We start from the raw sequence: 25,862 nt of genomic DNA, 5'->3' as shown, positions 1-25,862 counted from the left end.
GGTGAGTTGGAGCTATCGCTCCTGCGGGCTACGGTCGTCCCGGGGACTCCGCACGGTCGGGAACTCGGGGCGCGGCGAACGGGGTGAGACGGCCACCCGGCGCAGCCGCGCAAGCACCAGCGCGGCGGCGAGGAGTCCGGCGCAGACGCAGGAGGCCAGCGCGTACGCGGTGCGCGGGCCGCTGCCGGACGCCGAGTGCAGATAGACCGCCGACACGGCGCTGAGACAGACGGCCGCCGCGATGCGCTGGGCCATCTGGAGAATGCCGCCGCCCACTCCGGCGGCCTCGGCCGGGGCGTGTTGCAGGACCTGGGTCTGGTTGGGCGAGACGGCCAGGCCGCCTGCCGCGCCGGACAGCAGCTGGGTCGCGGCGAGGACGACCGGCAGTGCGGCGGACGGTACGAAGAGCGCGGCCACCGCCCCGGCGAGGACGGCGCAGACCCCCAGCATCAGCCCGACGCTCACCGTGCGCAGCCCGATCCGTCGCACCAGCCGCCAGGCGAGCGCCGAGGAGACGCCCATCGCGATCGCCGAGGGGAGAGAGATCGCCGCCGTGAGGAGGGCGGAGAGCCCGAGCCCGTCCTGGAGGAAGACGGTGAGCACAAGGGACGCGGCGATCGAGGAGCCGAACTGAGCCATGGCGACGGCCGTGCCCAGCATGTACGGCCTGGACGACGCGAGCGCCGGATGAACCAACGGCACCCGTCCCCGGCGTACCCGTACCCGCTGATGCGCGACGAACGCACAGGCCAGAGCGCATACCCCGGCCGCCCACAGAAGTGCCGCTCCCCCGCTGTCCGGGGTGCGGATGAACGGCACCATCAGCGTCAGCGTGCAGGCGCAGGCCAGGCCGAGGCCGAGGATGTCCAGCCGGGAGTCGTGGGCGGTGCGCCGGGGCGGCGGCAGCCAGCGGGCCGCGATGGTCAGGGTGACCACCGCGCACGGCGTGCTCAGCAGGAGGCAGTAGCGCCAGCCGGTCCCGGGCCCGAGTCCGGCGACGAGGGCGCCGCCGAGCGGCGGGCCGAGTGCGGCGGCCACGCCTGCCGTCACCGCGTACAGCCCGAGCGCCCGGCCCCGGTCGACCCCGTGGAACACGTCCTGAATGGTGCCGATCACCTGGGAGTTGACCAACCCCGCCGCGGCGCCCTGCACCAGCCGGGCGCCGATCACGGTCCCCGGTCCGCCGCCGGTCGCGGCCGCCACCCCGGCCAGGAGGAAGACGGCCATGCCGGCGAGGAAGAGCCGTTTGCGTCCGTGCAGATCGCCGAGGCTGCCCCCGGGTACGAGGGCCAGTCCGAAGGCCAGCGAGTAGCCGGCCACGATCCACTGGACGTCCGCCGCGCCGGCCCCGAGCGAGTGCCGCATGCTCGGGACCGCGATGTTCAGAACTGCCTGGTCCAGCAAGGTGGTTGCCCCTGCGGCCAGACACACCAGCAGTACGCGGCGGGCGGCGCGGTCTTCTCCCGGGAGCATTCAGGCGTGCCGCTCCGTGACGCCCGCGTCCGGCTCCACACCGAGGACCTTGCGGTAGACGCGCTCGCCGTCGCCGTAGTCGTCGACGGCGTAGTGCCAGGTCGCCCGGTTGTCCCAGAGGACGAAGTCGCCGGGCTGCCAGCCGAAGCGGATGGTGTAGTCCGGCGAGGAGGCGTGCCGCAGCAGATGGTCGAGGAGCACCTTGCCCTCCGCCGGGGTGACGCCGGTGAGCTGCTTCGCCGAGCTGCTGATGAAGAGGCCCTTGCGGCCGGTGGTGGGGTGGGTGAGGACGACCGGATGCTCGACGGGTTCGCCGGGAGCGTCCTTCCTGCTGCCCTGCGCGTAGTTCTCGGCGTTGCCGTTGTAGAGGGCTCCGACCGACTCCAGCAGCACCTTGAACGGCTCCGACAGATCGTCGTACGCGGCCTGGAGGTCCGCCCACAGCGTGTGGCCGCCCAGCTCCGGCACCACCTCGTAGGTCAGGGACTCGATCGCGAACACGGGCTCGCGCCACAGCCCACCGATGTGCCAAGTGCTGGCTTTCCCGGTCTGCTTGACGTTGTACGGGTAGACCAGCGGGTTGGCCGGGTGCTTCACGGCGGTCGGATGGCCGAAGGGCCGCGCGAACAGGCTGACGGCGGCGACCTGCTGATCGGGCGTCAGATGCTGACCGCGGAACACGAGGACCTTGTGCTCCCGGAAGGCCCGGCGTAGTTCGTCGGCGGTGCTCTCGTCGACGGGCGCGGTCAGGTCGACTCCGGCGACTTCGGCGCCGAAGCGGGGCCCTGCCCTGAGGATGTCGAGACGTGCGACGGTGGTCATGACGTTCTCCTTCTGCTACGGCGGGTGCGGGGGTGTGGGTCAGGAGCGCCGGGGTGGCCGGGGCAGCCCGAGATGGTCGCGGAGCGTGGTGCCGGTGTAGTGGGTGCGGAAGAGGCCTCGGCGCCGCAGTTCGGGGATCACCAGGTCGGCGAAGTCGTCCAACGTGCCCGGCAGATAGGGGAAGACGACGTTGAAGCCGTCGGCGGCGCGGCCGTGGAACCACTCCTCGATGTGGTCGGCGATCTGCTCGGGGGTGCCGGTGACGGTCCGGTCGTCGTCGGCGACCCTTCGCACCAGGTCACGGATGGTGAGGTGGTCGCGGCGGGCGTCCTCGTAGATCTGCTGCTGTGCGGTCTGCGACTGGTTGGAGACGGGGAGCTCGGGCAGCGGGCCGTCGAGTGGGTAGGAGCTGAGGTCGAAGCCGCCGAGCCAGTAGGAGAGGTCGGCCAACGCGACCTGCGGGGGCAGGAGTTCGGTGAGCCGGGCCAGTTTGTCGCGGGCTTCGGACTCGGTCGGCGCGGTGATCACGGACAGGGCCGGAAGCACCTTGAGGTGGTCGGGGTCGCGGCCGTGGGCGGCGGCGCGTTCCTTGATCTCGGCGTAGAACTCCTGTGCCCGGGTGAGATCCTTGATGCCGGAGAAGATCAAGTCGGCGATTCGGGAGGCGAGTTGCTTGCCCGCTTCCGAAGCCCCGGCCTGGACGATGACCGGGTGTCCCTGCGGAGGCCGGGCGATGTTGAGCGGTCCTGCGACCTTGAGGTGCTTGCCCTCGTGGTCGAGCGCGTGCAGTTTGGCGGGGTCGAAGTAGACACCGCTCGCCTGGTCATGGTGGAAGGCGTCGTCCTCGAAGGAGTCCCAGAGACCCGTCACCACGTCGTGGAACTCTTCGGCGCGGTCGTAGCGGGTGGCGTGGTCGAGGTGGGCGTCGAGGCCGAAGTTCTGGGCCTCGCCGTCGTTGAGGGAGGTCACCACGTTCCAGCCGGCCCTGCCGCCGGAGATGTGGTCGATCGAGGCGAACGTACGGGCCACGTGGTACGGCTCGTTGTAGCTGGTCGACGCGGTGGCGATCAGGCCGATCCGGGAGGTGCCAGCGGCGAGTGCGGCCAGCAGGGTCGTCGGTTCGAAGGAGTCGTTGACGACGCTGACGCGGCTGAGGACGTCCTCGCTCGCGAACGGCACGCCGACGAGATCGGCGAGGAACACCGCGTCGAAGGCGGCCCGTTCGGCGGTCTGCGCGAAGGAGAGCACCTCCCGGATGTTCACGCCCGCGTCCGCGGCGGTGTCGGGGTGCCGCCAGGCGGCCAGGTACTCGCCAGGCGGCTTGAGGAAGGCGTTGAGGTGGAGTTGGTCGGTGCGGCGGCTCATCGGCCGGTCTCCTGGAGGTCTCGGGCGCGGGCGGCCGGGCGCGTCAGGCCGAGGTTCTCGCGCAGGGTGGCGCCCTCGTACTCGGCGCGCAACAGACCGCGGCGCTGGAGCAGCGGGACCACGTGGTCCACGAAGTCGTCGGCGGGGCCCGGCAGATAGGGGAAGGAGATGTTGAATCCGTCGGCCGCCCGCGCCCGGAACCAGGTCTCGATGTGATCGGCGATCTGCTCGGGGGTACCGGCGACGGCGGAACCCGCGGCGAACCGGTGGGCGAGCTGACGAATCGTCAACTTCTCGTCGTGGGCGAGCTTGAGCAGCAGCTCCCTGCGCGACTTGCTGCGGTTGGTATCGGGGATGTCCGGCAGCGGGCCGTCCACCGGGCGGTCCGTCAGATCGAGGTCGCCGATGTTGTCCTGGACCAGGCGGCGGGCCACGTCGTCGTGGATGAGGTCCTGGAGTTCGGCGAGCCGTCGCCGGGCCTCCGTCTCGGTGGCGGCCACGAGCGGAGTGAGGCCCGGCCACACCAGGAGGTCGTCGGGATCGCGGCCGAAGCCGGCCGCCCGCGCCTTGACGTCCGCGTAGAAGTCCTGGGCGGCCCCCAGTTCGTGCTGGGTGGTGAACAGGACCTCGCCGTGCCGGGCCGCGAACTCCCGTCCCGTGGCGGAGGATCCGGCCTGGAAGAGCACCGGATGCCCCTGCGGCGGCCGGGAGATGTTCAGGGGTCCACGGACGGTGAAGTGCTCGCCCCGGTGGTGCGGAGTGTGCAGGCCGGCCGGGTCGTAGTAGCGCCCGCTCTCCTTGTCCCGTACGACGGCCTGGTCGTCGAAACTGTCCCAGAGCCCCTTGACGACCTGCACGAACTCGTCGGCGCGGCGGTAGCGCAGCTCGTGTTCGAGGTGGCTGTCGCGGCCGAAGTTCGCCGCCTCCAGCGGGACGACCGAGGTGACGACGTTCCAGCCGGCGCGACCGCCGGAGATGTGGTCGAGGGAGGCGAACTTGCGGGCGATGTGGAAGGGATGGTTGTAGGTGGTGGTCGCCGTCGCAGCCAGGCCGATGTGCTCGGTCACCAGGGACAGGGCGGCGAGCAGCGTCAGCGGTTCGAAGTGTTCGGCGCGGCCGGTGCGGGAGAGCGAGTCGAGCTGGTGTCCCCAGATCGCCACGACGTCGGCGACGAACAGGGCGTCGAAGCGCCCGCGTTCGAGGGTCCGGGCGAGATCTGCGTGAAAGGCGAAGTCGAGTTGTCCGTCGGGCCGTGCGTCCGGATGGCGCCAGCCGGCGATGTGTCCGCCGGAGCCGTGGACGAGGGCTCCGAGGGTGAGCCGACGTGGAGTCTGGGTGGTCATGGTGTGCCTCCGGTCATGCGGGCAGCCGGGGTACGGCGGCCAACAAGCGGCGTGTGTACGGGTGTCGGGGATCGGCCAGGACCTGAGCGGCCGGGCCTTGTTCGACGGCGCGGCCGTCCTTCATCACCAGCACGTCGGTACACAGATGCCGTACGACACCGATGTCGTGGGACACGAGCAGCAGCGTCAGTCCGTAGGCCTCGGCGAGGTCGTCCAGGAGGGCGAGGATCCGGGCGCGCACCGACACGTCGAGCGCGCTGAGCGGTTCGTCGCCGACGAGGACCTTCGGGCCGGGTGCGAGGGCGCGGGCGATGGCGATGCGCTGCCGCTGTCCGCCGGAGAACTCGTGCGGGTACCGGCCGCGCACAGCCGGCTCCAGGCCTACGGCACGCAGCAGTTCGTCCACCCGGTCGTCGTGGTCGCCGGGCAGCCGCAGGCATTCCAGCGGTTCGGCGACGATGTCACGGACGGTGGCGCGCGGATCGAGCGAGCCCATCGGGTCCTGGAGCACGACCTGGACCTCACGCCGGAACCAGGTCAACTTCCTTGGCGCGCCCGGCCGTACCTCACGGTCCCGGTAGTGCACCGTCCCCGCGTCGGGCCGGTCCAGGGCCAGCAGGAGCCGGGCGAGGGTGGACTTCCCGGAGCCCGACTCCCCCACGATTCCTAGGCTGTTGCCCTCGTTCAGCTCCAGCGACACGTCCTGTACGGCATGACGGTGGACGGCGGGCGCGCGCAGCGAGGTGCGCGGCAGCCGGAAGCTGCGGCTGAGCCCGCTCCCCTTGAGCAGTGTCGTCATCGGGCGACCTCCGGGGTGTCCCAGCCCGTGGCCCGCGCGGCGGCCACCAGCCGTTGCGTGTACGGGTGTCGGGGAGTTTTTACGACGGTCTTGGTGGCGCCCTCCTCGACCAGCCGGCCGTCCTTGAGCACGGCGACCCGGGGGCACAGCCGGGCGACCACCGCGAGGTCGTGGCTGATGAACAGCAGCGCGGTGCCGTGCTGTTGGACCAGCTCGTCGAGGAGCCGGAGCATGTCGGCCTGGACGGTCACGTCGAGGGCGGTGGTGGGTTCGTCAGCGATGAGCAGTGCCGGCCGGGTGGCGAGGGCCATGGCAAGCCCGACGCGCTGGCGTTGGCCGCCGGAGAGCTGGTGCGGCCAGGAACGGACGAGGAGTTCGGGGTCCGGCAGTCCTACCTGGGCGGCGAGTTCGACGGCCGCGGCTGCGGCCTGTCGCCGGTTCAGTCCGCGGTGCAGCCGCAGCGGCTCGGCGAGTTGCCTGCCGATGCGCATGAGCGGGTTGAGGGCGCTCATGGGTTCCTGGAAAACCATGGCCATGCGTTCGCCGCGCAGCCGGGACAACTCCCGGTCGCCGAGGCCGAGCAGCTGTTCGCCGCCGAGGCGGACGCTGCCGGTGGCCTCGGCGCCGTCGGGCAGCAGTCCCATGACGGCGAGCGCGGTGAGGGACTTGCCCGAGCCGGACTCGCCGATCAGCGCGAGCCGTTCACCGGGGGCCAGCTCCAGGCCGACCTCCTCGACCACGGTCGTACCGCCGATGCGTACGCTCAGGTCGCTGATCTTCAGCAGGCTCATACGGGGGTCACCTCCCGTACCCGCAGGCGCGCGTCCGTGGCCTCGCGCAGACCGTCGCCGAGCAGGTTGAAGCCCAGCACGGAGGCGGCGACGGCGATCCCGGGCCAGATGACGAGCAGCGGGCGGGCGGCGATGTACGCCTGCTGCTCGTACAGCATGCGGCCCCAGGAGACCGCGGGTGCCGGGGTGCCGAATCCGAGGAAGGACAGGGCGGCCTCGGCGAGCACCGCGACGGAGAGGACCAGCGAGAGCTGCACGATAAGGGTGGGCGCGATGTTCGGCAGCAGGTGCTTGCGTACGGTGCGCCAGGTGCCGGAACCGGCGGCGTGGGCCGCGAGCACGTAGTCCGTGTCCAGGACCCGGGCCGCCTCGGCGCGGGCGACCCGGGCGAGGTTGACGCCCGCTCCGACGCCGATCGCGGTGATCACGGTCCAGGTGGAACCGCCGTGGACGGCGGTGAGGATCATCGCGATCAGCAGGACGGGGAACGCGATGAGCACGTCGGTGAGTTGGACGACGGCGGCACCCGGCCAGCGCGGCAGAAGGACCGCGGTGAGTGCCAGGGCCAGCCCGACCACGGCCGCGACGGCCGCCGCGAGCAGGGCCGTGCGCAGGGTGCTGCGGGCGCCGGTGAGCAGCTGGCTCAGCTCGTCCCGGCCCAGCCGGTCCGTGCCGAGGAGATGCCCGCCGGAGAACGGCAGCAGCCAGCCGTCCTGCGGACGCACGAGCGTCGGGTCGTACGGCGTCCAGACGAGGGAGACCAGGGCGGACAGCACGAGGACACCGACGAGGACGCAGCCGACGAGGCCGTTGCGGCTTCTGAGGAGCGCCCGCAGGGCGAGGGGCACGCTCATACCGCGCTCCGCAGCCTCGGGTCGATCAGCCGGTGCACGAGGTCCACGAGGAACCCGATCACCAGTACCGCCCCGGTGAGCAGCAGGATCTCGCTCTGCACCTTGTCCAGGTCGCGGTTGCCGACGTCGGTGATCAGCATCTGGCCGACACCGGGCAGCACGAACACCTGCTCCACGACGACCGCGCCCGCGATCAGCGCGGCGATCTGCAGGCCGAGCACCGACACCACGGGCACGGCCGCGTTGCGCAGTCCGTGGCTCAGCAGCGCGCCGGTGCGGGTACGGCCCTTGGCGCGTGCGGTGCGCAGCCAGTCCTGGTGCAGGACGTCGAGCACGGCGGACCGCACGAACCGCAGCAGGACCGCGCCCTCGGACAGCGCCAGCGTCAGCCAGGGCAGCACCAGACTGCGCAGCGCCTGCCCGGGCTCGGCCCAGCCGTCGACGGGAAAGCCCTGTGCGGGCAGCCAGCGGACCTGGACCGCGAACACGAGGACGAGCAGCAGTCCCACCCACAGGGCGGGCAGGGCGATACCGAACTGTCCGAGCGTGTTCACCGCGCCGCCGAGCCAGGAGTCGCGCCGTACGGCGGCGAAGACCCCCAGCGGCACGGCGAAGGCGAGCGCGAGGACCACCGCGCCCAGGGTCAGCGGCCCGGTGACGGCGAACTTCTCGGCGAGCTGTCCGGAGACCGACGTACCGTCGAGGACCGACCGCCCGAAGTCCCCGGTCACCACTCCCCCGATCCAGCTGCCGTACTGCGCGACGAGAGGCCGGTCGAGCCCCAAGTCCTCGCGCACGGCGGCGACTTGGGCCGGGGTGGCCTTGATGCCGCCGATCGTCTGAGCGACGTCGCCGGGCAGCAGCCGCAGGACGAGGAAGATCAGCACGCTGGCGGCGAACAGGGACACCACCAACAGGGCGGCCCGGCGCAGCAGATAGAGGGTCACGCGGAACTCACCTCTTCCCTCACTTCTTGCCTCACTTCTTCGCCACGGCGAGGTCCGCGAGGTCGTAGCGGCTGCTGGTGAAGTTGCGCGGTACTCCGGTGACTCCGCTGCGGACGACGGTGAGTGTCTGGTTGACGAACAGCCAGTCGGCGGCGGCGTCCTGGGAGACCTGGCGGGCCGCCTTCTTCAGGTACGCGTCGCGCTGCACGTCGCTGGTGGCGGTGCCCGCGGCGGCGTACCACTTCTGGACGTTCGCGTTGTCGTAGCCGAAGTAGTAGGCGGGGTTGGCGAAGTTGTACAGATCGCGGGCCTCGGCGTGGTCGACGAGGCTGAGCTGGTAGTCGTGCTTGGTGAAGACGGTGTTGAGCCAGGTCTGGAACTCGACCTGCTTGACGGTGAGTTGGATGCCGACCTGCTTCAGGTCGGAGATCAGGTAGTCGCCGATCGTGGGCGGGTAGATGTTGGGGATCTGCACGGTGAGCTTCAGCCCGCTGCCGTAACCGGCCTGCTTGAGCAGCTTCTTGGCGCTCGTCGGGTCGTAGGCGTCGATCGCGGTGAGGTCCTCGTACCCGGGGTCGGTGGCCGGGACCGGGCCGCCGACGGCCTTCGCGGCTCCGCCCAGCGTCTTGACGAGGCCGGCGTTGTCGATGGCCTGGCGGATCGCGCGCCGGACACGTATGTCCTTGGTGGGGCCGGAGGCGTTGTTGAACGCGAGGGTGAACTTGTCGGTGGTGTCGCCGCGCAGCACCGTGTACTTGCCGGTGTCCGAGAACGGCTGGAGCAGGTCGGCCTGCGCCGCCGTCTCGATGTCCGTCTGGCTGGTCTGCTGCGCGTTGTTGGCGGCGTTGTCGTCCTTGATGTAGTGGAGGACGACCTTCGCGACCTTGGCCTTCGTACCCCAGTAGGAGTCGTCGCGGACGAAGGTGATGGACGAACCGCGCTTCCAGCCGGCCAGTTCGAAGGGCCCGGTGCCGTTCTCCTTGCCTGCCAGCGTGGAGAAGTCGGTGCCCTTCTTGAAGACGATCCCGGCCCGTTCGGTCAGGCCCCAGGTGAAGTTGGTGTCACGGTGCTTGAGCTTGACGACGACGGTGTGGTCGCCGGACGCCGACACGCTCTTGACGGAGGCGAGCGCCGCCGCGTCCGGGTTCTTCGAACCGACTGCCGTGACCTGCTGCAACGACCAGACGGCGTCGGCCGCGGTGACCTGGGAGCCGTCGTGGAAGGTGGCGTCCTTCGCGAGGTGGAAGGTGTAGGTGAGCCCGTCCGAGGAGGCCTCGTACGAAGTGGCCAGGCTGGGCCGGATCTTGTTGTTCTCGTCTCGGGTCAGCAGGCCCTGGTAGATGTTGTCGAGCAGGATCTGGTCGAGGGCCGCACCCGCCGTGGAGGCGATGTCGAGGCTGGTGGGTTCCAGCACGAGCCGGACGTCGACGGTGGCGTTCTTGTCGATGTCGGCGGACTGGGTCGCCTGCTTGGTCCCTCCGGCGTTCGCCGGGTCGCCGGACGATCCGGTGCCGCACGCGGTCACGGTCAGGCCGACGAGAACTGTGGTGGCGGCGAGCCGGAGGGCGGTTCTGCGGCGCATGGCTGATCTGACTCCTTGGCTGTGAGCGGTGGTTCGTGGAGCGCGTGGGCTGTGGGCGCCCGTACGGCGGTTACTCATCCGGCGGCTGCCCTCAGTCCGGTCTCCAGATCGGCGAGGAGATCGTCGGCGCCTTCGAGACCTACGGAGAGCCGCACCAGACCCGGGGCGACACCGGCCGCGGCCTGCCGGCCGGCGTCGAGTTGGGCGTGGGTGGTGGAGGCGGGGTGGATGACGAGGCTGCGTACGTCGCCGATGTTCGCGAGGTGGCTGAACAGCCGTACTCCTTCGACGAATCGGCGCCCGGCGTCCAGCCCGTCCGCGAGTTCGAAGGCGAGTACCGCTCCGGCCCCGCGCGGCAGGTACCGCTTGGCCTGGGTCGTCCAGGGACTGGATTCGAGGCCCGCGTAGTGGACTCGGCCGACCTGCGGCTGCGCCTCCAGCCAGGCGGCCAGTGTCCGGGCGTTCGCGACATGGCGCTCGATGCGCAGACTGAGCGTCTCCAGCCCCTGAAGGAGCAGGAAGCTGTTGAAGGGTGAGACGGCCGGTCCCAGATCCCGGACGAGCCGGGTGCGCAGGCGCAGCGCGTAGGCGAGGCCGAGGTCGGAGAAGGAGTCCCAGAACGACAGCCCGTTGTACGTCGGATCGGGGTGGGTCAGGCCCGGCCACCGGTCCGGGTCGGCACCGAAGTCGAAACGGCCGCTGTCGACGACGACTCCGCCGATACCGGTGCCGTGTCCCGACAGGAACTTGGTGGTGGAGTGCACGACGATGTCGGCGCCGTGCTCGAAGGGCCGTAGCAGGTAGGGCGTGAGCACGGTGTTGTCCACGACGAGCGGGACCCCGACCTCGTGCGCGATACGGGCAACCGCCTCGATGTCGAGGACGTTGCCGCGCGGGTTGCCGATGGTCTCGCCGAAGAACGCCTTGGTGCCGGGGCGTACGGCCGCGTACCAGGCGCCGAGGTCGTCCGGGTCGTCGATGAAGGTGACCGCGATACCGAAGTCGGCGAAGGTGTGTTCCAGGAGGGTGCGGGTGCCGCCGTAGAGGGAGGACGAGGCGACGATGTGGTCGCCGACGCGGGCCAGGTTCAGCAGGGCGAGGGCCGTGGCGGCCTGGCCGCTGGCCACGGCGACGGCCGCCGATCCGCCTTCCAGGGCCGCGATGCGCTCCTCGGCCACGGCGGTGGTCGGGTTCGACAGCCGGGTGTAGGCGTGGGTGGTGAGGTCGGACAGCTCGAACGCCGCGGCGGCGTGCGCGGTGTCGCGGTAGACGTAGCTGGTGGTCTGGTGGATCGGCACGGCACGTGCGCCGGTGGCCGGGTCCGGTACGGCGCCGGCGTGCACCTGCCGGGTCTCGAACTCCCAGCCGTCGTAGGGTCGTTGGGTGCTCATCGCTCGCTCTCCCGCTTCGCCAGGACGTCGGACCACCAGCGTTCGGCGACCCTCGGGTGCGAGCGGAGCCAGCCGACCACGGCGTTCTCACCGAAGGCGGCGAGCAGGGGGTTGTCGGGGTCGTCGGTGACACCGCGGCTGCGGGCCGCGAGTTCCGCCGGGAGCTGGAGCGGCTTGACGACCGCGTCGAGGCGCGGGCCGAGGAAGAAGGGGATGGAGTAGCGGTCCACGCCCGAGGGACTGATCACCCGGTGCCGAGTGGCCTTCAGATAGCCCTGCGTGGCGATCTCCAGCATCTCGCCGATGTTGAACACGAAGGCGTCCGCCACGGGTACGGCGTCGATCCAGCCGCCGTCCTCGCGCTGGACCTGGAGTCCGCCCACCTCGTCCTGCTGCAGCAGCGCGAGATACCCGTAGTCCTTGTGCGCGCCCACTCCCTGGTCGGCGTCCTCGGCGGGGCGCGGCGGATAGTGCACGATCTTCACGTGCACGGCCGCCTCGTCGTCGAACCACTGGTCGAAGTAGCCCTCGTCCTGTCCGAGCGCGGCAGCCAGTGCCCGCAGCACCTCCCGGCTCACGCGCAGCGCCTCCGTCTGCCAGCGCAGCACGATGTCACGCAACTCCGGTAGCGCGGAGGGCCATTGGTTCGGCCCGACGAGGCGGAGGTAGTCGGGATCGTGCGGTCCCACGGCGAGAGCCGTGCGCTCCGGGCCGATGTCGATCTGTTCGCGCCAGTCGGCGCTGCCCGCCGTGTACTCGGTTCCGGTGCGTGTGTACCCGCGGAACTGGGGCGAGTTGAGATTCTCGATCTCCAGTCGGTCCTCCTCCGGAAGCGCGAAGAAGGCGCGGGCCGCTCGCAGGACCTCGTCCCGTACGGACGGGGGAACGCCGTGTCCGGTGACGTAGAAGAACCCCACTTCGTGGGCTGCGGACCGGAGTTCGGCCAGGAAGGCGTCCCGGTCGGTGCCGGGATCCCGCAGGCGGGAGATGTCGATGACGGGGAGGACGGTGGGCTGTGCCATGGGATTCCTTCGCGGCAGCAGACCCGGACACGGCGGCTCGCGCGGCAACGGCCGTAAAGGAACGGTCAGTTGCCGACAGGGCAGAGGTATACGCCGGGAGCAGGTCGGGGAAGGGAGGTCGAGAGCGCGGGCCGTGGGCCGACGGTCAACGACAGATCTCGTCGAACTGGTCGGCGCGGCGGCTCACCCAGAACGGGTCGAGCAGCACCGTGTGTGCCTGGCCAGTGGTCTCCATGAGCGGATCAAAGCACACGCTTGCGGGTGCGTCCACCGAGCATCCCGACGGGTGAGACGGCGATCGGGACGGTTATCGGGACGACGGCCTGACGAGGCGTCGGCAGCGGGCCCGGTGCGCCGTTGTCCGTCACACCACGCTCACCGGGTGGCGCACCACCGCGTCGAACAGGTAGCCCAGGGCGTTGGGCACGGCGATGTCCGGCTGGGTACGGTCGGCCGTGTCCGTGGCGCGGGCCAGCAGGTGGGTGGCGCCAGGTGCGTCCGGCCGCCAGTTCAGGGACCAGCGGGTCCAGGTGTCGGCGCGGGGCCGGTCGTGCAGGCGGGCGGGCCGCCAGTGCGCGCCGTCGTCGGTGCTGACGTCGACCCGGGCGACGGCGCCCGCGCCCGACCACGACCGCCCGTGCAGTACGTGCGTGCTCCCTGCCGTGAACGTGGCCCCGCCGGCCAGTTCGAATGCGCTCTTGGTGACCTGCCGGGTGAGCGGCGCGCTGCCGTCCTCCGGGTAGGCGGAGCCGAACAGCCGGTAGAAGGTGGTGTTCCAGGGCGAGTAGAGCGGCTGCGCGGACACCTCGATGTCGCCGACCCACTTGATCGACGCGATCCCCACCCAGGAGGGCACCAGCACCCGCACCGGATACCCGTGGTCGTACGGCAGCGGCTCGCCGTTCATCTCGTACGCGAGCAGGACGTCGTCCAGCGCCTTCACCAGCGGCAGCGGGCGGCGTACCCGGCCCAGGTTCTCGCCGCCACTGACGTACTCGGCGTCCAGACCGCGCGGCTGCACGTCGACGGCGTTCCGGGACAGCCCGGCTCTGCGCAGCACGTCGCCCAAGCGCACCCCGCGCCAGCGGGCGACGCCGATCGCGCCCAGGGTCCACGCGGTGCCGGTGACCGTGTCGCCCTGCTGGGTCGTGTAGAAGGAGCGCCCGTTTCCGGCGCACTCGACGAAGGCGGTACGGGTGACGGCGGGCAGGGCGCGCAGATCGTCGTACCCGAACTCAACCGGCCGGTCCTCGCCGGGGGTGCCGCGCAGCCCGCTCCCCCACAGCCGCAGCCGCCAGTCGTCGGCGTCCAGAACGGGGGTGGCGGTGTGGTTGCGCACGAAGAACAGCTCGTTGGGGGTGTGGTGGCCGGTTCCGCGCAGCGCGTCCCAGCGGGTCTCGGCGTTGGTGCCCCGCTCGATGAACCACTCGGGCGGCAGCGGCTTGACGATTCCGGGGACGGCGGCGCGGGCGGTCCGCGTGCCGCCGAGCGCGGTCCCGGCGGCCGTGGCGGCGAGCAGGGTGAGCAGCCGACGGCGGGTGACCCCGTCCGCCCTGGCCTCACCGGCCAGCCACTGGCGCAGCCTGCGGCGGTCGTAGTCCGTTTCGTCGTGGCGACCGGGAGGGGCAGCGGGTACAGACATGGCGTGTCCTCGTCATCTCTGGGCGAAAAGTGCGGAGCGGCACGGAAGTTCGCGGGAAGTGCCGACGCGTGCACAACCGGCCTTTCCGGCACGACTGTTGGCACAAGGGCGAGGAGGTGCGTGATCAGCCGGTCGCCCGACACAGCGCGGCGGCCACCCGGACGAGGTCCACGGCGCGGCGGCGGGTCAGCGGCTGCGACAACGGCATGGCGAGATGCAAGCAGCTGGAAGGGAGGGTGTCAACGAGGCGTCCGCGTCTGCGCGGCAGGACACCGCGGAGGGCGAACGCGCGCCGCGTGCCGAGGAGTTGCTCCCGACCTGAGTCCGCCGCTCCGCCCGGGTGCACGAGCGGATGCGGGCGGGACTCAAGTGCGTTGACGTGATCGCGGTGGTGGGCGGCGAGACGCCGGCACACCCTGTACGGACGGGATCTCCGTGATGGTCGAAGCTCAATTACGCTGAGTCGCGGGGTCGGGTAGGTCGATGACGATGCGGCCCGGTCGGTCGCTGTCGACCGTTGCCGGACCGGTGTCTCGGCCGGTGCGGCGCAGGGCGACGTTCTCCGGGTAGAGGCGACCGAGCAGTGCCAGCGCCACGAGGTCGTCCTGAGCGGTGGCGTCCACGGTGACCTCGCCGGTCTCCGTCCACACCAGGTCGGGTGCGCGCAGCACGTCCCACAGGCCGGCGGTCCGGGCTTCACCGGCCGATGCGGCCTCTGGGGTGGGGGCCAGGCGGGCGAAGCGATGACCGCGCAGCGCCTGGCCGAGATCGACGCGGGCAGTGGTGCCGTCGCGGGTCACCTCGATGTGGGCGGTGCGCGTCCCGTCGGTCGCGGGACCGCTGACGACACGGCCCGAGGCCGGCCCCGATGTTCCGGCGGCGGGCGGCAGTTCCTCGACGAGTGTGCGGGGTGCGGCGTAGTAGTCCTCCGCTTCGGCGACATACGTGGTGGTGTCATCGGCCACTTGACCGGGAGCGGGACGCCAGGTCAGCAGATGCCTGGGAGCGGTGAGGGGCGATCCGTCGACCACTGCGGGCAGGACGGTGCCGCCGCCGTGGTCGAAGCCGTAGCCGGTCGGACCCGAGGTGCCGGTGACGACGTGCCGGGCGAAGTCCACGATGCCGGTGTGCCGGATCTGGCGGACCAGGAGTTCGGTGAGGAAGGCGTCACGCGCCGGCTCGGTGTGCCGCAGTCCGGTCGGGGTGACCAGGAGCGGGACGTCCTGCCAGTTGGTGAAGGGCAGCAGGGCATCGCGCAGCAGGACCATCTGGTGCAGCCACTCGTTGTAGAGCTGTATGGCGACGGGCCCGCCGCGACGGCCCATGAGGAGGTCGGTCGCGGGGTGGGTGAGCAGGTGGCCGTAGCAGTGGCTGCGGACGACCAGTGGGCCGGCGGGCAGCGGTATCGGGTGGGTGAGCAGCTGGTCCAGTGCCGTGGTCGCCCATGAGGCGATCTCCCGGCCCAAGGCGTCGGCCTGCGAGCCCAGTTCACGGCTTGCCGAACCGCGGTCCGGACCGACGGTCAGCGGCAAGGAGGTCTCGCGGGTGCCGAGGCCGAGCGTCGCGTGGATCTGGTCCTTCAACACGTCGCTGTCGACGCTCTGCAGGGAGTCGACGACCCCTTGCAGCAACGGCACGGTGCCGGTGAAGAACTGACGGGCAGTCATGGTGCCGGTCTCGGGGAAGGTGTTCCATCGGGCGCCGCCGAGAGCGGGCGCGGACGAGGTCCGTACGGGGGCCATGGGTCCTCCGGTGTGGTCGAGGAAGTGGTGTGGGGCTGAAAGAAGAGCGGAGCAGCAGCTTTCTGGATCGATCGATACGGATTAAGGGCACGAAAAGATCAGTCGAGGACCGCCAGGGCGACGTCCACGAGGGGTTCGAGGGCGCGGGCATCCGGGGTGATCTTCGCGGAGACGAGCAGTCCGTTGAGGAAGGTGACGAGGAAGGCGGCGAGGGTCCGCGGGTCGCGGTCCGTCGTGATCTCGCCCCGTTCCACCGCCGCGCTCAGCACCTCCGCGAGCGCCTCCCGGCTTGCCTCCTGCATGTCGCACACCGTGCGCCGGGTCGCCGCGTCCTTGGGCAGGCGCTCACAGACGCCGTTGACCGCGAGGCAGCCCCGGCCGCCGTGCTCGACCGCGATGCGGATCCGTTCGACGAGCATCGCGCGGATCGCGGAGCGGGCGTCCGCGCCCTCGTCGAGGCTCCGCAGGGCGTCCGCCGCGAGAGTGCTGCGGTAGTGCTCCAACGCGGCCCGGTACAGGCCGTCCTTGTCGCCGAACGCCGCGTACAGCGACCCCTGGCCGATCCCGAGATGCCCGGTCAGGTCGCGCACCGAGGTGGCCTCGTAGCCGCGCGTCCAGAACAGGTCCATCGCGCGGCTCACGGCCGCCTCGGTGTCGAATTCCCGGGTCCTTGCCATGCCTCGACAGTAACCTATCTGGAACGCACGCTCAAGAAAGTGTCGCGAACCGGGGTCCGCTCCGCTCTTCCGCCTGCGCAGTTCGTGCAGCAGCCCGTTGACGACACGGTGCACCGAGGTGACGGCGTGGTCAGGAACCCGTCCGGGCATCGCTCATGGGGACGTCGACGCCCATGAGTTCGCCGACCAGGACACCGAACCGTAGGTCGAGCCGGTCTGCGAGGCGGTCTCGAACCTCCGTCAATCCGCGGATACGGGCCTCGAGATCGGCCAGCCGCCGGATGGCCACCTGCGGGACGACGCAGGTGTCCGGATAGGGCCCCTTGCGGACCTGTGACACCTCCGGGCGGTCGGGCAGCGCGTCGACGATCTCGATGAGGAGACGGACATCGCCGATGGTGAGGCCGGAGTCCAACAGCTCGCGGACGGCGTGGAGTCGCCGTACGTCCTCCTCGCCGTACTCCCGCTGTCCCGACGTCGTACGCCGTGCCGTGACCAGGCCACGCTGCTCGTAGTAGCGCAGGGTGCGGGTGGTGACACCCAGAACTGCCGCCGCGTCGCCGATACGCATTCCGTCCTCCAGGAGTCGGGTGGCCGGCGACTACAACTCCACGACCACCGTGCCGATGTGGTGTCCTTCGAGCAGTTCCATCAGGGCGCGGGGTGCCTGGTCGATTCCGGACAGCCGGGTGTGCGGGACGGTGACCGAGCCCTCCCTGATCCAGCGGCCGAACGTCTCCGGGTATTCCGCGAGCGCGTCCCGGTGGCGCGCGCCGCTGATGCCGCGGAGCTGGATCCCCCGCACGATGAGCGAGTAGGTGTCGATCTCGACGGGCGCCGTGCTCTCACCCGCCACCTGCGCGGAGAGCGCTCCGACGAGCCCCACGCGGGCACCGGGACGGGCCAGGGCCAGCGCGGCCCGCAACTGCTCCCCGCCGACGGTGTCGACGACCGCGTCGATGCCTTCGGGGGCCGCTTTGCGCAGCTGGTCCTCGATCGGGCCGGCTCCGCGCAGCACGACCGCGTCGTATCCCAGTGTCCCGACCAGGTAGTCGGCCTTGCGCTGTGAACTGGTGCTGCCGATGACGCGGCCCGCCCCGCGCAGGCGGGCGAACTGCCCGGCCAGGGTGCCGAGTCCACCCGCCGCGCCGGAGACGAACACCGTGTCCCCCTCGCGTACTTCGGCTCCCCGGACGACGCCGATCCAGGCGGCCGAGCCCTGCGAGAGGTACGCCACCGGGTCCGGCAGAACCGTCAGGTCGACGAGTCGCACCGCGTCGGCCTCCACCACCGCGTACTCGCGGAACCCCGCCCGGTGCGTCACCGGATCACCGGGGCGCAGGGTCCCGCCCTCGGGGGCAGTCACCACCTCGCCGACCGCCGGAGCCGACAGCGGCCGGCCGACCTCGAACGACGGCAAAGGCATTCCCACGTCCTCCTTCATCAGGGTGCGCAGCGACGCGGCGACGCTCATCAGGCTGTTGCGTACCAGCACCTGCCCTGGTCCCGGTCGCGGGACGGGAACCTCCACCACGGTGAAGTGGCCGGAGTCGAGGGCGCCTTCGGGACGGGAGGCGAGACGTACCTCGCGATGCGTGGCGGGGATGTTCGACGCGGACATCTGCTGACTCCTGACGGCTGGTCGGAGCGCCGCACACCTTGCGGCGGCGCCCACCGACGGTAGAAGTTGACGCGCGCGTCAAGGTCAAGCCGGAGCGGACCGTCCGGTCGATTCCCCCTCTCGTCGGCCCACACCCGGCATTGACGTACGAGGACGACGCTCCGTACGATCACGATCGGCATCGAGTGTCAGCGTGAAGCCCTGGCTTGCTGACCGGCAACCCTCCGACGCGGTGGGGTGCTCCAGGTGAAAGCCCGGCAGGATCACCGAGGATCTCTGCAAGCGCGAGGCCCTGTGGCCGGGTCGGAGATGTGGAGGACGGTCGTGCGACACAGCAGTGACCCGAGTGTCTCCATCGTTTCCCTGACGGCCGCGACAGTGTTCTCCCGGTTCTCGCGCCGCCGCCACATCGACCTGCAGCGCTTCACCAGCTGTCTGTGTCGCGCCTGACCGCCTTGACCACGTCCGTCTGACGTCTGTCGCGGCCCCGTAGGCGTTCTCCCGCAGCCTCTCGCGGTCCTGTCCGTGCTCACGGACCCGATCCGCAACCGCCGCGTCCCTTCCCGCCTGCCCCCCCAACTGCACTGCCCGTCCTCGGCGTTGCGCCGACCGGAGCGGCGCGCCCGCGCGCAGCCGTGATCCACCGGGCACCACATGCGTAGTGACACGAGTAGGAGCACTGTCCGTGAGAGCACATCCGGATATCCGACCCACCCGTTGGACGGCGCTGGCCGCCCTCCTGACCACCAGCGTCCTGCTGACCGCCTGCGGATCGGGAGGCGGCGGCTCCGACAGCGGCGGCGGACAGGCCAGGTCCGGTGGCACCCTCACATTCGCGGTGGGCTCCGACGCCGGCTGCGTGGACCCGCAGCAGGTGGCCAGCAACGACACCATCTACTCAGTACGGCAGATCGTGGACTCCCTCACCGACCAGGACCCCGCGACCGGCAAGATCGTGCCGTGGCTGGCGAAGAGCTGGGACATCAGCTCCGACGCGACCACGTTCACGTTCCATCTCAGATCGGGTGTCACCTTCAGCGACGGGTCCAAGCTGACCGCGCAGGTGGTCAAGGACAACTTCGACGCGGTGCCGAAGCTCGGCGCGCTGGGCACCCTCGCCGAGGGCTATCTGAGCGGCGTGAAGAGCACGACCGTGGTCGATCCGCTCACCGTCAAGGTGACCTTCCAGCAGCCCAACGCCCAGTTCCTGCAAGCCACTTCGACGCACTCGCTGGGCATCGAGTCGTCGGCGAGCGCGAAGAAGTCGCCTCAGGAGAAGTGCAGCCAGGGGGTGGTCGGCTCCGGGCCCTTCGTGCTGAAGCAGTACGTGCAGAACCAGTCGATCACGCTCGCCAAGCGCACCGGGTACGCCTGGGGGTCCTCACGGTGGACCAAGAGCGGCGAGGCCTATCTCGACAAGGTGGTCTTCAAGGTCGTACCCGAGGCGGGAGTTCGGGCAGGCAGCCTCCAGTCGGGTCAGGTGGACGCGATCAGCAGCGTCGGCAAGGCCAACGAGGCGGCCCTCAAGGGCGGTCAGGTAACCCTTCAACGGCGGGCCAATCCCGGAGTCGTGTTCGGCCTGGCCTTCAACAACTCGCGGCCGGTGCTGAAGGACGCGCGAGTCCGCCAGGCCATCGGATTCGCCATCGACCGCAAGCAGATCGCCGACACGGTGTTCCCGACCGGCACCCAGCCCGCGACCAGCATCCTGGCCCACACCACACCCGACTACGCCGACCTGTCCTCGGACCTGACGACCGACGCGGCCAAGGCGAAGTCCCTGCTGGACGCGGCCGGTTGGAAGGCCGGCAGCGACGGCATCCGGACGAAGGACGGCAAGAAGCTGAGCCTGACGGTCGACTGGATCCCCAACTCGGCCACGAACCAGCCCGCGTTGGAGCTGATCCAGCAGCAACTCAAGGCTGTCGGAGTCGGCCTGACGCTCAAGCAGGTCCAGGTCACCCAGCTCACCCCGACACTTCAGTCCGGCGACTACGACGCCGTATGGAGCAACGTGACCCGCGCCGACCCGGACATCCTGCGCAGTTCCTTCTCCACCGAGCTCGCCAACTTCTACCGCCTTCCCACGACCCCGCTGGACACCGCGCTGACCGGGCAGGCGGCGACCACCGACGCCACCAAGCGCAGCCAACTGGTGGAGCAGGCGCAGCAGTTGATCGTGCGGAACGCCTACGACGTGCCGGTGGTGGAGCTCCAGACGCAGATCGGCGTGGCGAAGAAGGTACACAACCTGAACTTCGACGCCTCCAGTCGGATCCAGCTGCACGACACCTGGATCGGCTGACACATGCGCCGCTACGCGATCAAACGGCTCGCCCAGGCGGTCGGGGTGCTGTGGGCCGCCTACACGGTGTCCTTCCTGGTCCTCGACTTCCTGCCGGGCGATCCGGTCACGGCGATGGCCAGTGCCGGAATGGACTCCGGGACGGTCGATCCGGCCCAACTCGCCGCGCTGCGCCACGAGTACGGCTTCGACAAGCCGATTCTGGTGCAGTACGCGGACTACCTCGGCCGGGCGGTGCGCGGGGACTTCGGCGACTCGGTCTCCACCGGTCGGCCGGTGTCCTCGACGCTGGCCGACGCCCTCCCGCAGACCCTCCAGCTGACCGGTGCCGCGCTGCTCCTCGCCGTGCTGCTCGGCGGCGGACTGGCGGTCGTGGCGACCTACACCTCACGCCGCTGGCTGCGTCAACTGCTGCTGTCGCTGCCGCCATTGGGGGTGTCGGTCCCGACGTTCTGGGTGGGGCTGCTGCTCGTCGAGTCGTTCTCGTTCCGGTTGCACTGGTTCCCCGCGTTCGGCAACGACGGGCTACGGGGGCTGGTCCTGCCCGCCCTGACGCTGGCGATCCCGACCGGTGCGCAGGTGGCACAGGTGCTCGCCAAGAGCCTGCTCACCGCGCTGGACCAGGCCTATGTGGAGACCGCCCGCGCCAAGGGCGCCGGGCGGTGGCGGGTCCATCTGCGGCACGCCCTGCGCAACGCGTCCCTGCCGGCATTGACCGTGGTCGGCCTGCTGGTGGGGCAGTTGATCGCCGGTTCGGTGGTCGTCGAGACGGTGTTCTCGCGTGACGGCCTCGGTCGGGTGACGGCCGCCGCGGTCACGGCCCAGGACATCCCGCTGGTGCAGGGGGTGGTGGTGTTCGGGGCGCTGATCTTCGTCCTGACGAACCTGCTCGTCGATCTCGTCTATCCGCTGCTCGACCCGCGGATCGTGGTGGCCTCGGGCCGGAAGGCGGTAGCCGTATGAGTCAGGGTCTTGTCGACGACACCGCCGCCGATGCCGCGCTCGGCCTCGCGCGGCCGGTCGAACCTGGGCCCGGCAGCTCCGGGACCGCGCGCCGAGTCGACGCGCGCCGGGTCCTGCGGTTCGTGGTGCGCCGCCCCGGTCTGCTGCTGTCGGTCCTGGTCCTCGTCCTGGTGGTGCTGGCGTCGTTCTGGCCGGGCCTGTTCACCTCCCGGGACCCGCTGGCGGGCGTGCCGTCGCAGAACTTCCGGGGCCCTAGCGGCGCGCACTGGTTCGGCACGGACGAACTGGGCCGTGACGTGTTCTCCCGGGTCGTCCACGGCGCCCAGCTCTCCCTGAAGGCAACCCTCATCGCGGTCGCGGTCGCCTTCGTGGTCGGCAGTCTCATCGGGCTGATCGCCGGTTTCGTGGGCCGCTGGATCGACGACGTGCTGATGCGCTTCGTCGACGTACTCCTCTCCATCCCGGCGCTGTTCCTCTCCCTGGCCCTGGTCACCGCGCTCGGCTACGGCACGGTCAAGGTGGCGGTCGCGGTCGGTATCGCCAGCGTGGCGAGCTTCGCGCGGGTCACTCGGGCCGAGGTGCTGCGGGTGCGGCAGGCGGTCTTCGTCGAGGCCTCGCGCTCGTGCGGGGCCCGCTGGTACTCGGTGCTGGGCCGACATGTGCTGCCCAACGCGGCGGGCCCGGTGATCGTCCTGGCCACCCTCGACTTCGGCTCCTCGATCCTCGCCGTGTCGGCCCTGAGCTTCCTCGGCTACGGCGCCCCACCACCGGCCCCGGAGTGGGGCACGTTGATCTCCGACGGCCGCAATTACCTCGCCAACGCCTGGTGGTTGACGGCGCTGCCCGGGCTCGCGATCGCGGCGACCGTGCTCGCCACCAACCGCATCGCACGCGCGCTGGACGGCGAATGGTCCCGGCAGTCATGAGCGACCGCCCGCCGAACACACCTGGAACGGATGAGGACTTGAGCACGACACCGAGCACCGACCCGGACCCCGGCGAGGGCGCCGCGCTGGAGATACGCGGTCTGTCCGTGTCGTACCGCACCCGCGGCGGCACCGTAGCAGCCGTGCGGGACGTCGATCTCGACGTACGCCCGGGCGAAGTGACCGCGGTGGTCGGGGAGTCCGGGTCCGGCAAGAGCACCACCGCGCATGCGATCACCCGGCTGCTGGCGGCCAACGCCACGATCGACGCGGGCACGATCCGCTTCGGCCGGCACGACCTCACCGCGCTGAGCGAGGCGGAGCTGCGTACCGTGCGCGGCGCGCAGATCGGCCTGGTGCCCCAGGACCCGTCGGTGTCCCTCAATCCGGTCAAACGCATCGGTGAGCAGGTCGCCGAGGTGCTGCGCATCCACGGTCTCGCGACCCGCCGCTCCGCGCCGGCGGAGGCGATCGACATCCTGCACCGGGCCGGACTGCCGGACGCGGCCACCCGGGCCCGGCAGTACCCGCACGAACTCTCCGGCGGCATGCGGCAGCGCGCCCTGATCGCGATCGCCATCGCCGCGCGGCCGAGGCTGATCGTGGCGGACGAGCCGACCAGCGCGCTCGACGTCACCGTGCAACGCGTCATCCTCGACCATCTCCAGGGCCTCACCGAGGAGTTGGGCACCGCGATCCTGCTGGTGACCCACGATCTCGGCGTGGCCGCCGACCGGGCACAGCGCCTCGTCGTCATGTCCCAGGGGCGGGTGGTCGAGGCCGGAGCGACCCGTGAGGTCCTCGCCGATCCCCAACACGACTACACCAGACGCCTGTTGGCCAGCGCGCCGAGCCTGACGACCGCGATCCCCCGCACCAAGGCCACCGCACCCCCGCCCACCGGCACAACACCGCTGGTCGAACTCCGCAACGCGGTCAAGGAGTTCAGGCTGCCCCGCGCGAACGGCGAGTCCCGCACGCTGCGTGCCGTCGACGACGTCAGCCTCACTCTCCACCGCGGCCGCACCCTCGCCCTGGTGGGCGAATCCGGCTCGGGCAAGTCGACCACCGCCCGCCTGGTGCTCCGCCTCACCGACGCCAGCGCCGGACACATCCTGTTCGACGGTACCGACGTCACCACTGCCAGGGGCGCACAGGCCAGGCAACTGCGCCGACGCGCCCAGCTCGTCTACCAGAACCCGTACGCCTCGCTCGACCCCCGTTTCTCCATCGGCGAGGTGATCACCGAACCGCTGCGTGCCTTCAAAGTCGGCGACCGCACCTCCCGGCTGGACCGGGCGCGGGAACTTCTCGACCGGGTCGCCCTGCCCGCCGCGACCCTGGACCGCCGCCCGGCGGAACTCTCCGGCGGTCAGCGGCAGCGCGTCGCGATCGCGCGGGCCCTCGCCCTCTCCCCCGACCTGGTGGTGTGCGACGAGCCGGTGTCCGCGCTCGACGTCTCCGTCCAGGCCCAAGTCCTGGACCTGCTGGCCGAGTTGCAGGCCGACACCGGAGTGGCGTACCTGTTCATCTCGCACGACCTGGCCGTCGTACGGCAGATAGCGCACGAGGTCGCGGTCATGCGGGCGGGCCGCATCGTCGAGACAGGCGCCCCCGACGACCTGTTCAAGCACCCCCGCCACGAGTACACCCGCGAGCTGCTCGCGGCGATCCCCGGCCGCCGGGACGACCACGACCTGAGGACGCAGACCGCATGACCATCACCTCCCTCGCCTTCCTCACCCCGGGCAACTTCGCCGACGACGACCCGTACACCGGCCTAGAGGAGACCCTCCAACTCTTCGAGTACGGCGAGCGGTTGGGCTACGACGGCGCGTGGATCCGGCAACGGCACCTCGAACACGGCGTCGGTTCGGCCGCGGTGTTCCTCGCCGCGGCCGGACAACGCACCCAGCGCGTCGAGTTGGGGACCGCGGTCATCCCGATCGGCTACGAGAGCCCGTTCCGGCTCGCCGAGGACCTGGCGCTGGCCGACGTACTGTCCCGTGGCCGGCTCCAGGTCGGCTTCAGCACCGGCATGCCGCACGCCGAACTCCTGGGCGACCTCGTCTACGACGGCGACTGGCGTACCTTCGACCTGTCGTACGGCAGGGTCGCCCGCGTCGTCGACAACCTGCGCGGCGACTACCTCGGCGGCCCGGACACGGTGATCGAGTCACCGGGCAACACCCAGCGCCCGCGCCTGCAACCGCACAACCCCGGCCTGGTGGACCGCATTTGGTACGGCGGCGGTAGCCTGCGCTCGGCCCGCTGGGCCGGTGAGAGCGGCCTCAACCTGCTGTCCGGGAACATCGTCACCGGCGAGAACACCGACGACTTCACCACGGCCCAGTCGAACCTGCTCACCGAGTACCGGCGCGTCCAGCCCACCGCCCGTGTCGCGGTGGGCCGCGTCGTCGTCCCGTTCGACAGCGCCGACCGGGCCACCCGCGCCCGCTACCGGACGTACGCCGACAGCCGTCACGCCCGCACCCTCGCCCCGCAGGGCCCGAGGCGGACCCTGTTCGCACCCGATGTGGTCGGCACGGCGGAGCAGATCCTGGAGCAACTGGCCGCGGACCCGGTGGTGTCGGCGGTCTCGGAGCTGCGCCTTGAGCTGCCGTACGAGTTCCGGCGGGAGGAGTACGAACAGATCCTGCACGACGTACTCCACCTGGTCGCACCCGAACTGGGCTGGCGCCCCGCGCAGTTGGAGGCCGCGCGATGAGTCCCGTACGACTGGAGGTCCACGCCCGGGAGCCGTTCGCGGACGGGCATCGCTTCGCCGAGGGCGGGGAGTACGAAGTTCTCACGGCCACGGCCCACTACACCGTGGACCCCACGAAACCCGCCCTCCGCTCGATCACCGACCTCGACCTCGCACCGCGCGACAGCGACGGCACGGTGCGCTTCAGCGGGGACGTCGAGATCCTGCGCCCGGTCGACGGCGGACGCCGACGGCTGTTCTTCGACTGGGGCAACCGGGGCAACAAGCGGGCCGTCCAGTACTTCTGCGACGCCCCGCACACGAACCGCCCCCGTACCCTCGCCGACGCGGGCAACGGCTATCTGCTGCGGCGCGGTACACGGTCGTCTTCGGCGCCTGGCAGGGTGATCTGCTGCCCGGCTACGGACGGCTGCTCCTCGACCTGCCCGTCACGACGCACGGCACGGAACCCGTACGCGCCCGGACCACAGCCGAGTTCGAGGAAGTACCGAGGGCGGCCTGGCGATTCGCCCGACTGCAGGGCGGGGGCTGTGACTTGAGGTCGCAGGCTGTCGCTGTCGTGCCGAGCCGGAGTGACCTGTACGTCGACGGTGGGCTGCGGCCGGGCTGGGTCTCGAAGAGTTCGAGCATCTCCTCGGTAGACCGTGTCTCGTGTGCTCTTCCTCCGCATCCTGGTCGTGGGCCCGTGGTTCGGGTGCGATCATGCCCGAGGCGGGAGCGGTCCGTGACGGTCGGCCATCTCGGACATCTCCGGGGCGACCGTGCGGTCGTTCAATCAGCTGTCGGAACTCGGTGAATGTCTGGGCATCGGCCGGTCTCGGCACCAGGAATCGGTGGCTGGTTCGCGTTCCTCAACCGGAGGCTCGTTG

Annotated in this window: 23 protein-coding genes and 1 riboswitch; of the genes, 7 read left to right on the top strand and 16 right to left on the bottom strand. The window is 70.7% G+C overall.

Features of this window, described 5'->3' with window-relative positions; translation table 11 throughout:
* Positions 1–12: 12 nt before the first annotated feature.
* The 16 genes from SSP08S_RS32020 to SSP08S_RS31935 form a co-directional block, all read right to left on the bottom strand.
* Positions 13–1,473 (bottom strand): MFS transporter, encoded by a 1,461-nt coding sequence (locus SSP08S_RS32020; protein WP_019071749.1) that lies wholly within the window; start codon positions 1,471–1,473, stop codon positions 13–15.
* A complete protein-coding gene (locus tag SSP08S_RS32015; protein ID WP_019071748.1) occupies positions 1,474–2,295 on the bottom strand; it encodes a TauD/TfdA dioxygenase family protein in 822 nt (273 codons plus the stop codon).
* A 39-nt stretch (positions 2,296–2,334) separates the two neighbouring features.
* Positions 2,335–3,660 carry an LLM class flavin-dependent oxidoreductase gene (locus tag SSP08S_RS32010; protein WP_019071747.1) on the bottom strand — a complete coding sequence of 442 codons (1,326 nt, stop codon included), beginning with the start codon at positions 3,658–3,660 and terminating at the stop codon, positions 2,335–2,337.
* Complete coding sequence (locus SSP08S_RS32005; protein WP_019071746.1) at positions 3,657–5,003, bottom strand: LLM class flavin-dependent oxidoreductase; 1,347 nt, start codon at positions 5,001–5,003, stop codon at positions 3,657–3,659. The genes SSP08S_RS32010 and SSP08S_RS32005 overlap by 4 nt, the downstream gene beginning before the upstream one ends.
* Positions 5,004–5,016: 13 nt before the next feature.
* Positions 5,017–5,802 (bottom strand): ATP-binding cassette domain-containing protein, encoded by a 786-nt coding sequence (locus SSP08S_RS32000; protein WP_019071745.1) that lies wholly within the window; start codon positions 5,800–5,802, stop codon positions 5,017–5,019.
* A complete protein-coding gene (locus tag SSP08S_RS31995) occupies positions 5,799–6,593 on the bottom strand; it encodes an ATP-binding cassette domain-containing protein (protein ID WP_019071744.1) in 795 nt (264 codons plus the stop codon). Before SSP08S_RS31995 ends, SSP08S_RS32000 begins: the two co-directional genes overlap by 4 nt.
* The gene (locus SSP08S_RS31990; RefSeq protein ID WP_019071743.1) at positions 6,590–7,447 is read right to left on the bottom strand and encodes an ABC transporter permease; all 858 of its coding nucleotides are present in this window, start codon (positions 7,445–7,447) and stop codon (positions 6,590–6,592) included. Before SSP08S_RS31990 ends, SSP08S_RS31995 begins: the two co-directional genes overlap by 4 nt.
* On the bottom strand, positions 7,444–8,394 hold the full coding sequence (locus tag SSP08S_RS31985; RefSeq protein WP_019071742.1) for an ABC transporter permease: 951 nt from the start codon (positions 8,392–8,394) through the stop codon (positions 7,444–7,446). Before SSP08S_RS31985 ends, SSP08S_RS31990 begins: the two co-directional genes overlap by 4 nt.
* Before the next feature lie 31 nt (positions 8,395–8,425).
* Positions 8,426–9,976 (bottom strand): ABC transporter substrate-binding protein, encoded by a 1,551-nt coding sequence (locus SSP08S_RS31980; RefSeq protein ID WP_019071741.1) that lies wholly within the window; start codon positions 9,974–9,976, stop codon positions 8,426–8,428.
* Between the two features lie 74 nt (positions 9,977–10,050).
* Positions 10,051–11,367, bottom strand: coding sequence for an O-acetylhomoserine aminocarboxypropyltransferase/cysteine synthase family protein (locus tag SSP08S_RS31975; protein ID WP_019071740.1), 1,317 nt, complete (start codon positions 11,365–11,367; stop codon positions 10,051–10,053).
* Entirely contained in the window at positions 11,364–12,389 is a 1,026-nt protein-coding gene (locus tag SSP08S_RS31970; protein ID WP_019071739.1) for an isopenicillin N synthase family dioxygenase, read from the bottom strand. Before SSP08S_RS31970 ends, SSP08S_RS31975 begins: the two co-directional genes overlap by 4 nt.
* Before the next feature lie 364 nt (positions 12,390–12,753).
* A complete protein-coding gene (locus SSP08S_RS31960) occupies positions 12,754–14,031 on the bottom strand; it encodes a sulfite oxidase (RefSeq protein WP_019071737.1) in 1,278 nt (425 codons plus the stop codon).
* Between the two features lie 449 nt (positions 14,032–14,480).
* On the bottom strand, positions 14,481–15,773 hold the full coding sequence (locus SSP08S_RS31950) for a hypothetical protein (protein ID WP_019071735.1): 1,293 nt from the start codon (positions 15,771–15,773) through the stop codon (positions 14,481–14,483).
* Positions 15,774–15,871: 98 nt separating this feature from the next.
* A complete protein-coding gene (locus SSP08S_RS31945; protein WP_019071734.1) occupies positions 15,872–16,450 on the bottom strand; it encodes a TetR/AcrR family transcriptional regulator in 579 nt (192 codons plus the stop codon).
* A 130-nt stretch (positions 16,451–16,580) separates the two neighbouring features.
* The gene (locus SSP08S_RS31940) at positions 16,581–17,021 is read right to left on the bottom strand and encodes a MerR family transcriptional regulator (RefSeq protein WP_019071733.1); all 441 of its coding nucleotides are present in this window, start codon (positions 17,019–17,021) and stop codon (positions 16,581–16,583) included.
* 30 nt (positions 17,022–17,051) lie between these two features.
* Entirely contained in the window at positions 17,052–18,071 is a 1,020-nt protein-coding gene (locus tag SSP08S_RS31935; RefSeq protein WP_019071732.1) for an MDR family NADP-dependent oxidoreductase, read from the bottom strand.
* A 177-nt stretch (positions 18,072–18,248) separates the two neighbouring features.
* Positions 18,249–18,362: riboswitch (SAM riboswitch) on the top strand.
* 18 nt (positions 18,363–18,380) lie between these two features.
* Between SSP08S_RS31935 and SSP08S_RS64570 the strand changes: the two genes are divergently transcribed.
* The 7 genes from SSP08S_RS64570 to SSP08S_RS31900 all read left to right on the top strand — a co-directional run bounded on the left by SSP08S_RS64570 (position 18,381) and on the right by SSP08S_RS31900 (position 25,532).
* Positions 18,381–18,521 carry a putative leader peptide gene (locus SSP08S_RS64570; protein ID WP_369407106.1) on the top strand — a complete coding sequence of 47 codons (141 nt, stop codon included), beginning with the start codon at positions 18,381–18,383 and terminating at the stop codon, positions 18,519–18,521.
* A 235-nt stretch (positions 18,522–18,756) separates the two neighbouring features.
* Positions 18,757–20,376: an ABC transporter substrate-binding protein gene (locus tag SSP08S_RS31925; protein WP_019071730.1), complete on the top strand. Its 1,620-nt coding sequence runs from the start codon at positions 18,757–18,759 to the stop codon at positions 20,374–20,376.
* A 3-nt stretch (positions 20,377–20,379) separates the two neighbouring features.
* The gene (locus SSP08S_RS31920; protein ID WP_019071729.1) at positions 20,380–21,339 is read left to right on the top strand and encodes an ABC transporter permease; all 960 of its coding nucleotides are present in this window, start codon (positions 20,380–20,382) and stop codon (positions 21,337–21,339) included.
* Entirely contained in the window at positions 21,336–22,265 is a 930-nt protein-coding gene (locus SSP08S_RS31915) for an ABC transporter permease (protein WP_019071728.1), read from the top strand. Before SSP08S_RS31920 ends, SSP08S_RS31915 begins: the two co-directional genes overlap by 4 nt.
* On the top strand, positions 22,247–23,983 hold the full coding sequence (locus SSP08S_RS31910; protein ID WP_026179003.1) for a dipeptide ABC transporter ATP-binding protein: 1,737 nt from the start codon (positions 22,247–22,249) through the stop codon (positions 23,981–23,983). Before SSP08S_RS31915 ends, SSP08S_RS31910 begins: the two co-directional genes overlap by 19 nt.
* A complete protein-coding gene (locus SSP08S_RS31905) occupies positions 23,980–24,993 on the top strand; it encodes an LLM class flavin-dependent oxidoreductase (RefSeq protein WP_019071726.1) in 1,014 nt (337 codons plus the stop codon). The genes SSP08S_RS31910 and SSP08S_RS31905 overlap by 4 nt, the downstream gene beginning before the upstream one ends.
* The gene (locus SSP08S_RS31900; protein WP_026179002.1) at positions 24,990–25,532 is read left to right on the top strand and encodes a hypothetical protein; all 543 of its coding nucleotides are present in this window, start codon (positions 24,990–24,992) and stop codon (positions 25,530–25,532) included. Before SSP08S_RS31905 ends, SSP08S_RS31900 begins: the two co-directional genes overlap by 4 nt.
* The last annotated feature ends 330 nt before the right edge of the window (positions 25,533–25,862 follow it).

This window comes from Streptomyces hokutonensis (assembly GCF_000376565.1).
Lineage (GTDB): Bacteria > Actinomycetota > Actinomycetes > Streptomycetales > Streptomycetaceae > Streptomyces > Streptomyces hokutonensis.
This window is presented reverse-complemented; position numbering and strand designations above follow the sequence as displayed.